Annotated in this window: 3 protein-coding genes and 1 pseudogene; 3 read left to right on the top strand and 1 reads right to left on the bottom strand. The window is 70.7% G+C overall.

The features are described from left to right. The 3 genes from AB0M47_RS42655 to AB0M47_RS42645 form a co-directional block, all read left to right on the top strand. A partial coding sequence (locus AB0M47_RS42655; RefSeq protein ID WP_363424742.1) for a response regulator transcription factor occupies nucleotides 1-572 on the top strand: 572 nt, incomplete at its 5' end. 10 nt (nucleotides 573-582) lie between these two features. Beyond that, nucleotides 583-1,392 carry a class I SAM-dependent methyltransferase gene (locus AB0M47_RS42650; protein ID WP_363424739.1) on the top strand — a complete coding sequence of 270 codons (810 nt, stop codon included), beginning with the start codon at nucleotides 583-585 and terminating at the stop codon, nucleotides 1,390-1,392. Between the two features lie 15 nt (nucleotides 1,393-1,407). Then, a complete protein-coding gene (locus AB0M47_RS42645) occupies nucleotides 1,408-1,695 on the top strand; it encodes a GlsB/YeaQ/YmgE family stress response membrane protein (protein WP_363424736.1) in 288 nt (95 codons plus the stop codon). A gap of 6 nt (nucleotides 1,696-1,701) precedes the next feature. Here AB0M47_RS42645 and AB0M47_RS42640 read toward each other — a convergent pair. Next, nucleotides 1,702-1,927: pseudogene (locus tag AB0M47_RS42640) on the bottom strand (hypothetical protein); the annotation flags it as partial.

Raw genomic sequence — 1,927 nt, 5'->3', positions numbered from 1 at the left:
AGAGGTGTGCTATCCCGATCATGGCCGCCGACGGCGCGCAGGCGCTGACGGCGGTCGAGCGGCACGGCCCGGACGTGGTGCTGATGGACATCCGGATGCCCGGCGTGAGTGGCATCGCCGCGACCGAGCGGATCCGGCGGCGCGCCCGGCCGCCCGAGATCATCATGCTGACCACGTTCGACTCCGACGATCACATCGTGCGGGCGCTGCGCGCGGGCGCGAGCGGCTTCCTGCTCAAGGACACCCCGCCGGACCGCATCGCGGCCGCCGTCCGCAGCGTGGCAGCCGGGGAGCCGATCCTGTCGCCGAGCGTGACGCGCCGCCTGGTCGACCAGGTGACGACGGGCGCGGCGGCGGGCGAAAGCGCGCGTGCGACCCTGGCCGCCCTCACCCCACGCGAACGGGACGTCGTCCTCGCGATCGCCCAAGGACGCTCGAACGCCGAAATCGCCGGAGAACTGCTGATGAGCCTCACGACGGTCAAAGCGCACGTGTCGCACATCCTGACCAAACTCGACCTGACCAACCGTACGCAGATCGCCCTGCTCGCCCACGACGCCGGCCTGATCTGAGGGGATCGCCATGGACGACCGCGCCGCCCAGCTGGCCCGGGCCTGGACCGACGCCGCCGGAGGCTACGAGGAGTACTTCGTGCCCCGGTTCGCGCCCTGGGTCGAGCTGGCGGTGAACGCCTTGGGGCTGGATCTGCCGGACGGCCCGATCCTCGTCCCGTGTTGCGGAACCTTTCCTGAGCTGCCGCTACTCGGGGCGGCCTACCCCGGTCGCGCCATCGTGGGCATCGACCTGTCGCCGGGCATGGTGGCCCGCGCCGCTGCCCGCGCCGAGTCGTGGCCGCAGGCTCAGGCCGTGGTCGGGGATGCCTGCGCAGTCGGTCCGGAGTGGATCGGGCGCTGCGCGGGGGTGCTGTCGGTCTTCGGGCTGCAGCAACTGCCCGATCCAGCGGCGGCACTGACTTCCTGGGTCGGCCTGCTGTGTCCCGGCGGGCGGCTGTCCGTGGCGTACTGGCCCGAGACGGTGGAGGAGGACGGCCCGTTCGCGCTGGCCGACCGGGTCCGGGAGCGCGGCGCTGGTGACGACGGCGCCGGACGCCGGCTCGCCGATGCGATCGCGACAGCGGGCGCGGACATGACGGCGGATCGGGCGGTCTCCTTCCCCATGGAACATCCCGACGCGGCGACGTTCTGGGAGGCGATGTCCAATAATGGGCCGCTGCGTGCGGTTGCCATCGCTCGCGGCGAGGAAGCCCTGGCCGAGTTGGGTCGCCGTTTCCTGGCCCTCGCGCCCAGCGACCGGCCCTGGCGGCATACGCCGCGCGCCCACCTGCTGGCCGCGGTGATTCCGGCGAAACCGTCTCGGCCGCCAACATCGTGATCTAGCGTCGGAACTATGATCGGCACGATTTTGTGGGGGATCATCGGCGGCGCGATCGTGGGCGTCATCGCCCGTCTGCTGCTGCCGGGTAAGCAGCACATTTCCATGCTCGTGACAGTGATTGTCGGTATCGTCGCCGCGACGCTGGGCGGGCTGATCGCCGACTGGATCGGGGTGGGCGACACCAAGGGCATCGACTGGATCCGGCACTTCATCCAGATCGCCCTGGCCATCCTGTTCGTGTGGCTCGCCGACCGGATGTTCAGCCGCCGGCGTACGCCACCGGCCGTTCCGGCCCGCTAGCCCGATTCACCAGACTGTATGCAGCAGGTGGTTCACGGCCAAAGCCGTGGCCGCCTGCGCTACCAGCCAGGCCTTTCTGTGTGACAGCAGGGCCGCTGCGGCCGGCAGCCAGATCGCGAACGGCAGCCAGATCCGTTCCACCTCGGCTTTGCTCAGGCCGGACAGGTCCGCCACGACGATCGCCGCGACCGCGCCCAGCGCCAGGATCGCGGCTTTTTGTGCTGTAGCGACC

The sequence above is a fragment of the Hamadaea sp. NPDC051192 genome, assembly GCF_040682475.1.
In the GTDB taxonomy this organism is placed as follows: domain Bacteria; phylum Actinomycetota; class Actinomycetes; order Mycobacteriales; family Micromonosporaceae; genus Hamadaea; species Hamadaea flava.
This window is presented reverse-complemented; position numbering and strand designations above follow the sequence as displayed.